Below are 7,861 nucleotides of genomic sequence, written 5' to 3'. Positions count from 1 at the left end.
ATTCTTAACGCCATAAGAAATAAGCTACTGCACAGGGTAGTAGCGGTAGTTAAGAGAGGGACACCATATCAGGATAGAATTGCACTAAAAAAAGTTGAAATGGCTTGATTTTATCATAGATATCGACCAGCTATCGGGCGTATGTCCGCAGCTAGTGAATAGCACGAATGTAGTGAAATCTGCCGAAGCTCACAACGGTTCTAAATGGCACTGCGTTCTGCAAATTAAAATCTCCTGCGAGCAAAAATAGATAGAAAGCACCTCCGTATCTCAGCGGCAGATTCACGGTCGAGTTCCTCAGAAATCAGCCAGAAAGCACTTAGACATATGCCCGATCAGCGTCTGTTGTATGCCGTGTTTTACGATTGAGTTGCCATTTTTTCCTTTACGATTCTATAAAGTTCCTTTCGATAAGGAAATTTCAAATGCTTTTTAGGTCGTATGTTCAACAGATCGAATTCATCATTCGTGGTTAGATAAACGTTGTGAAAAAGTAATTCGTCATCGTTCACTTCACCCATGTTGAATTCACTGGTTAGCTTAGTGGGGCCAGATCGGCCGCCACGGATGTAGATGCCAAATTTTTTAATCTCGTTGAGGTTGAGTCTCTTAGTTCGAAATAGGTTCTTGGTCTCAATGAAATCTGTTCCGAAACGAACCTTGAAGGATTTGAGGAAAACTATCACAAATGGCAGAAGAGAGGCAGGAATTAGCATTATCAGAATTACCCTGATGTTCGGCAATAGGTACATAATGTACAGGGAAAAAGCTGTTAGTAGTCCAGCGTAGAATATTATCATCCTTGTAGATCCTTTGATGAAGCGCGTTCGGAATTCTTGACATTCTGTGTTCATAGCATTTGCCCTCATGGCATACAACGCCCATGTATGAGGCGTGTGCTCTCACTTAGTGGACAGCACTAAAATAGTGAAGTCTGCCGGTGCATCCAAAGTTTGTAGAAAGCACTGCGTTCTGAAGTGAAAGATTCCCGCAAGTTGAAGTTTCCAAACTGCTCAAAACTTTCTCGGCAGCAGACGAACGGTCAAGTTGAGGTGTAGCTTGTAGAAAGCATGTAAGCACATGCCTCATACATATTGTTACATACCGGATTTATCACTTCAGGATGTAGAAAAAATAGCACCAGTTAATATAGGCTCCCGCCTCTTCGGGTTGTGAGTTAGTTTGTTCGGCGATCTGGTTTCGAATCTTTTCAAATAATGAATCCTTGAAGTTAGAGTTTGAGAGCTTCTTAATTACAAGTTCTTTTGTGATGCTAAAAATGTTACAATGACGTTCGAATATATGTTGGACATCCGTTTGTTCTGGTAACCTATTGCTCAATGCTTTAATCGCCTTGTTCTCCGTTCCATATTGTTCATGAGCTAAGAATCTGATCACCACATCTGATGTTATTTCGATTTCCTTAGCAGTCATGTCACAGTTAATCAAATATTAAAGTAGAAACCCAAACAATCAGTCCAATAATTAGAATAGTTGGAACAATTCCAAGAAGAAAGTTAAGTAGCCACCTACTAGTTCGATACTCTTCATATGGTCGTTTAGTTAGTCCTGCCAAGTATCTGAGAAATGCTCCAACATCGTGTATTTGTTCTAATATTTCCATTGAAATCTGCTATTGGCGAGTCTGGTATGTAACGTCCAACTAAAATGAGTATGCGCCCCAGTAGCTAGAAGCACTGAAGTATCTGTTTTGCATTATCCTTTCAAATGACTCAGTTCGCATATTCATTTTAGTGTTTGTTAGATTTTGTTACATTTTAATCAGTCATCCAGTTCAAGTAATTCCTTCACCAAGTGTTCAGGTGTTTCGGTGTTTTCCATTCGTTTTTGTTTGCTCGTCTCGTCAAACCTCGATTTCAAAAGTCCAATAAATAATCCATCTAAAAGCAGAGTAAGCAAGCCAATTGTTATTCGGATGGCTGTTTGGTTTGTTTGTATAAAGTTGATTGTTGTGTTAAAGAAAACTATCCAGATACAAATAGCAGTAATTGGAACAGCCCAAAATAAATTATACCAAAATCGTCTCTGCCACTTCTTTAGTTCACCTTTCTTATGTCTTCTTATTTTATCCTCAATTTCCTGTTTAAGTCTCTTTTTGAATTTCTGCGTTTCCTTCTTACCAGAGGCGGCATCAAAATTCAGTTGACTTTGATTGTTTGATGGCTGTTCGATGGATTTTTCCAATCTCTTCACATCCTTTTGTAATCTTTGAATTGATTTTTCATATATCGATAAATCTGTTTCAAGTTGTTCTTTTTTGACCATAAGGTTGGTTTCCCGCTCACGTATGGTTTTATTTTCTTGGCTCGTGGTTTGAAGTTCCTGCTCCTTTACATTCAATGCCTGTTTCGTCTGTTCGAGTTCTTCTTTTCTTAGTTTAAACTCCTTGTTAAGTTCTGATTCAATGAATTCAGATTCATCAAATTCAGACTCCTTTCTTTTCTTGTTGTAAGTTTCGAGGAAGAGTTCTTTTGAAATAAGGTTATAAATAACCATTTCGTCATCAATTCCTATTTTTTTTAAATAGTTAACAATACGAAGAATATCGTTTGATTTCTGTGGGTCTTTATTAAATCCTTTCGTAGTTACTGCTTTAATAAAAGCCTTTTTGTAATCGGTTGTTTTTAATGGAAGTAGCTTAACAAGTTTGCTTAAGAGATATGATGGCCGAAAAAAAACAGGAAAACTATTTTCATCATTATAATCTTTGACCTGCTTTAAATCAAAATCAAGTAGGAGAGAATCAATTGTTAGTCCAAAATACTTTACCTTATTCATTGATGCATCAACGCCTGACTTCAAAACAGAAGCACGCTGATGTAACAGCAATTCCCTGATGCTTATGTCATGAGTAATTTGTTTATCACTTTTGATTATTGGCCTAAGGTGAGCTCCCTTTTTCTCATTGAATTCCTGACGAACCAAATTTTTTTCATCTATAAACCTACGATAATCCTGTATTTTGATATTCAGATATTCATCGCCTATTTGCTCAAGTCTTTTTTTGTTCCGAGAAACGTCAATACTGTATTTTTTGAGCATCGTTTGTGGGCCAAGTTCAATGACCTTTGATGGATGAAGTGTTGAATCACGATCCTTTATTAAGTTGTCGTAATATTGACGGGAGAAATCATCAAGATCATCGGACTTTAGCAAAGCTCTAATGGCTGAATCTGGAAGCTTTTCATCAATCATTTGAAAATCATCCTTCTTAGCAGAGAGTTCCTTTTTCGTTAACTCGGAATATCTCAACACTATTTTCAGCTTGTCTTGATTGCTTTGTATTAGTTCCATGAGAGCTATGCATGCCTCGTTTTCAGGATGAGAATGCAAACTCAATATGGAATAGAGAACATTAGTGTCAAGATATAGCACCCAATCCACAATGGATTGGTTTGTTTCATCGTCAACAATCTTTGGGTCAATTCCTAATGATGAAAAGCATATCGTTTTTTGTGCCAAGTCAACTAGAAAATCAATATCATCAGCAGACGCATATTCAGGGAACTTTTCAACAGCCTGCTTGAAGATTTTAAATAGCTCTTTATTTTGTAGTTTTCTGGAAGCGACATTAAAAAAGTCAACATCATTATTTGAGTTCCCTTTGTCTTCTAAATGAGGATGGAATCTATAAAAGGCTTCTTCTCCGAATTCAAAAAAGTTATTGTAGAGATATTCAACAAATACACCCCATATCAACTTGATTTCGGATGTTTCTAGCTTCTCTTCTAGATCTTCAGTGACAAAATTTTTGAAATTTTGAAATCGCTGTTTGTCTTTATCTTGTAGTTCAGTTTCGAGAATCTGAAATCTGGATTTTTCATCTTCTGAAAGTGATAAAATTCCTGAGTTATTATCGATTCGGTTTTCTTCGATCAGTTGATCGATTAAAGTAAAAACTTCTGACTCATATGGTTCAAAGTCAAAATGATTTTCAATCTGTTTGTTCAGATCTTTTCGGCTAGTTGGATTTTGAAAAAGACTCGATATAATAATAGAGGTTAGTGTGTCTCTGCGGGTGTCAGAAGCAGCTAAACTTAGAGTTGTTAATACTTTAATATGTTCTTTTTCAGTTTTCAAAATTGGTCTCCGGAATTATGCGCCATACAGATAATAAAATCTAACGCCCGTGTATGGCGCGGGTGCCAGCCTGGGCTAAAGGCTCTAAAATAGTGGAATCTGCTGAGGCTCACAACGGTCAAATAACATCTGAGTTAAGAAAGTAGAAAAATCCTGCTAGCCACAATCAGTAGAAATCTAATTGATTTCCCAGCTGCAGATGAACGGTCGAATGGCACAAACCTTGGCTATGAAATGCTTTAGCACCTGCGACTATACACAATGTTGTGAGGCGTAGTTTTTCGTTATGTTGTTCGAACGTTCAAGTTACCACCGACAGCCCGCAGGACTTTAAGAATGGTTTCGAACTGAGGCTTCGAACCCTGTGAAAGTGCTTTGTATAGACTGGGTCTACTTAACCCGGTTTCCTCAGCAATTTTTGACATTCCTCTGGCTTTTGCTACATGTCCAAGGGCTGTAATGATGTCCTCTGAATTACCGTCTTCAAGTACGGTGTTCAAATACTCTGCAATCATCGCATCATCTTCTAGATATTCTGCAATGTCAAATTTCGATACTCCTTTAGTTGCCATTTCCAAGTTCATCTTTATAGTTCGACCATAAATCCTTAGCCTTTTCAATGTCTTTCTGTTGGGATGATTTAGTTCCTCCGTTCAGAAGCAACACGATTGTGCCTTTATATTCTTTTAAATATACTCGATACCCTTTTGCATAGTGAATTCTCAGTTCACTGATTCCTTCTCCAACCGCTTCGCAATCTCCAAAATTCCCTTGTTCTTCAATCCGTTGGATTCTGAATAGAATTTTGGCCTTAGCCCGTTGGTCTTTCAGTTTTCTAAGCCACTTATCAAATACCTCGGTCTTTTCTATAGAATACATACGCAAATGTATTCACTTGGATACAGTTCTGCAATTTTAAGTTCGTTGGAATATGCGATTTGAAGGGAATGCCTCACAACGCTCAGATAAGCTCAGTGAGCATATCCTTTCAAATTAATAATAAAGTTAGGTTTCCTCTCTGACATTTGCAGATGGCTTGGTCTGCTCATTGAGCTTATCGTTTGTTGGCATTAGTTTAAAATTCAGTTCCAATACGATCTGTATTTTCTGCCCAAAAAACGTACTTAACCTCACCAATCATTAAATCTTCAGGTACAAGTCCCCAATATCGAGAATCTAACGAGTTCGCTCTATTATCCCCCATCATGAAATAGTAGTTCTTCTTGAATTCATATGTTGTTATGGGTTTGCCTTCTTTGATCAGGTTATTGCCGTCAAATTCTATTTCAGTATTCTCGTCCAAAATATAATTCGCATAAAACTGAACATTCTCACTAGTCAATTCAATTTTGTCTCCAACTTTTGGAATTAGCAACGGCCCAAAGTTGTCAGGTCCCCACGAAAATGGATTATCAGGAATTGGATTAGTATTAAATGTTGGTTCAATTACTTCTATAAAACTCATTTTTCTTAATTCTTCTAACTGCTTGTTGCTAAGGAAACACATATATCCATCTGAAATTCTAAATACATCTCTTACGCCCACCTGATCGAAGACTCTTTGCCTTATCGTTTGGTTTTTCTTTGGTGTGACTAGATATTGATGTTGTAAGTTTTCTATATCTAAATCTAGCCCATCAATGATTGCTCTTCCGTCTATTATCTTAATCGAATCTCCAGGTGCTCCCACGCAACGACTTACATAGGTGACCAGAGGATCTGGCGGGAAACTAAATGTTGTAATATTTCCTCTTTCAAAGTCATTGCTTTTGGAATGGGCGAAGCGATCTCCAACTAACATGCTTGGTTCCATAATCGGAGTTGGTAAATGGGCAAAATTGACTCTAGTAAGTTGATCTAAAGTGGGGCCAATCAAGATTATTGAAAGCGAAATATTTAAGAAAACTATTAATAGGTAATTGTACCATGTAACATACCTTGATGCGATTGGATTCTTAGCTGCACGATAGGAATTTATCAGCCCGAATAGGTAATCACCAAAAGCGAAGGATAAGAAAATGATGAAAAGCAGAAAGGTGGTGGCGAAATTCCTATAAGTGAATATTAAGAACCAAAGAAATAGGTTCACAGAAATAAATTTTCGCATGTGCCCTGCGTAAAAAAATCCCAACCCTGGGATTAGAAAGCTAAGAAATAGGGCTGTAGAGGGTCTTTTCATCTGGTGTAATTAATGCCAACGCCCATGTATGAGGTGTGTGCTCTCACTTTGTGGACAGCACTAAAATAGTGAAGTCTGCCGGTGCTTCCAAAGTTTGTGGAAAGCAGTGCGTTTAGAAAGATGAGAAACTCCCGCAAGCTAAAAGTTGCCAAACACCACAAATCTTTCTCGGCGGCAGACTCACGGTCGAGTCCAGATGTAGTTTGTAGAAAGCACGAAAGCACATGCCTTATACATATTGTTGGGTGGCGTTTTTAGAGGCTGTTGTTAAACCGTTCCTCACCGAGTTGCTGAAGTTCTTTTAAGGTCTTCTTCAGTTGTTTCTTTGAGAAAATTTGTTCGAGGTTGGTTCGTTTCGAAGTTAGCAAGTTTACCTGTTCATCTAAACCGATGCGTCTGTTAACAATCTTCTTCCTAGCCCACTTGGTTAGTTGTTCGGTTTCTTCCTGGAGAGTCAGGTAGGAGTTAAGCAGTTCGGCATCTATGAAATTTTCTTTGCCTGTTTGTGGACTAATGTTAAGGCTAAGAAGCCCTCGTTCGCAATAAAGTTCGATTCTTAGTTGATCGTTTCTTAATTTGATTGAACCGCTCCATTGGTTAGCGTTCCAATCTCTATCATAAATTTGGAAATTCAGTTTATCAGCTGAGTTAGCCAGATGGTCTTCAAATTCCTGATCAAGTGTTTTCATGATTTCAGTAGAGCCGGGGTGCAATGCCACCCAACGCCCATGTATGAGGCGTGTGCTCACACTTGGCTAATACCTGCAAAATAGTGAAGTCTGCCGGTGCTTCCAAAGTTTGTAGAAAGCAGTGCGTTCTGAAAATCAAAAATCCTGCGAGCTGAAGTCTCCAAACGCCACAAAACTTTCTCGGCGGTAGACTCACGGTCAAGTTCCAATGCAGTTTGTAGAAAGCACGAAAGCACATGCCTCATACAGTCTGTTACAGCCCTGTTACTTTCTCCGTTTGATTTTCCGTTCAAGTTTGTTCAGGTTCATAGATGACCGAATCCAGCTAATCTTAGGCGATGAAATGTCCAGTCTTGCAGACCACATGTTAGCGAATACTTGGTCGTTCTCAGTTACAACTAATGTTGACGTTACACAGCCCCAAGCTACGAATGCGTCTTTTTTGTTTCCATATGGTGAAGATTCTAGGCCGATCACGAGTTTGGTTCCTGGTTCAAAAGCGAAAAAGTGATAGCAGTCAGTTCCTCCGTCAATCAGTTCAATAGTGTCTCTTTTTATTTCTCCCTTGTAAATTTCCTCGATAATCAGAGTTGCATCTCCACTTTCAGGTTGTTCCCTCATAAATGTTCCGTATACTACATAGTCGAACTTCTTGACTTGGTTCAGAAAGTTCTTCCCCAATCCACGTCCGCATTCACATGCAAAAGATCGAGAGGCAAAAAGGAGCAATATGGTGATGAATGTGGCTCGAAGCATAATGGGCTGTAACGCCCAGCTAGCGGGCGGATGTCCCGAGCTTGGCAATTTCCGATAAAACTAGCGATCCTGCGCCACACCTACAACGCTATCTACGAAGTACTGCGTTAACCCAGACATCCGCTAGAACTGCAGG

At 38.7% G+C, this 7,861-nt stretch carries 8 protein-coding genes; all 8 read right to left on the bottom strand.

Annotated features, from left to right (window positions below; all coding sequences use genetic code 11):
• Positions 1–359: 359 nt before the first annotated feature.
• The 8 genes from NXR94_RS16975 to NXR94_RS16940 all read right to left on the bottom strand — a co-directional run bounded on the left by NXR94_RS16975 (position 360) and on the right by NXR94_RS16940 (position 7,725).
• Positions 360–800 (bottom strand): hypothetical protein, encoded by a 441-nt coding sequence (locus tag NXR94_RS16975; protein WP_258105873.1) that lies wholly within the window; start codon positions 798–800, stop codon positions 360–362.
• A gap of 313 nt (positions 801–1,113) precedes the next feature.
• A complete protein-coding gene (locus tag NXR94_RS16970; RefSeq protein ID WP_258105872.1) occupies positions 1,114–1,434 on the bottom strand; it encodes a hypothetical protein in 321 nt (106 codons plus the stop codon).
• A gap of 348 nt (positions 1,435–1,782) precedes the next feature.
• Entirely contained in the window at positions 1,783–4,101 is a 2,319-nt protein-coding gene (locus tag NXR94_RS16965) for a hypothetical protein (protein ID WP_258105871.1), read from the bottom strand.
• A gap of 284 nt (positions 4,102–4,385) precedes the next feature.
• Positions 4,386–4,673, bottom strand: coding sequence for an addiction module antidote protein (locus tag NXR94_RS16960; protein WP_258105870.1), 288 nt, complete (start codon positions 4,671–4,673; stop codon positions 4,386–4,388).
• Positions 4,663–4,980, bottom strand: a complete 318-nt coding sequence (locus NXR94_RS16955; protein WP_258105869.1) for a type II toxin-antitoxin system RelE/ParE family toxin — start codon at positions 4,978–4,980, stop codon at positions 4,663–4,665. Before NXR94_RS16955 ends, NXR94_RS16960 begins: the two co-directional genes overlap by 11 nt.
• Positions 4,981–5,176: 196 nt before the next feature.
• Positions 5,177–6,280, bottom strand: a complete 1,104-nt coding sequence (gene lepB / locus NXR94_RS16950; RefSeq protein WP_258105868.1) for a signal peptidase I — start codon at positions 6,278–6,280, stop codon at positions 5,177–5,179.
• A 254-nt stretch (positions 6,281–6,534) separates the two neighbouring features.
• Entirely contained in the window at positions 6,535–7,029 is a 495-nt protein-coding gene (locus NXR94_RS16945; RefSeq protein WP_258105867.1) for a hypothetical protein, read from the bottom strand.
• A gap of 204 nt (positions 7,030–7,233) precedes the next feature.
• On the bottom strand, positions 7,234–7,725 hold the full coding sequence (locus NXR94_RS16940) for a hypothetical protein (RefSeq protein WP_258105866.1): 492 nt from the start codon (positions 7,723–7,725) through the stop codon (positions 7,234–7,236).
• Positions 7,726–7,861 lie beyond the last annotated feature (136 nt).

It is taken from the genome of Marinoscillum sp. MHG1-6 (assembly GCF_024714475.1).
Classification (GTDB): Bacteria; Bacteroidota; Bacteroidia; order Cytophagales; family Cyclobacteriaceae; genus JAMZMI01.
This window is presented reverse-complemented; position numbering and strand designations above follow the sequence as displayed.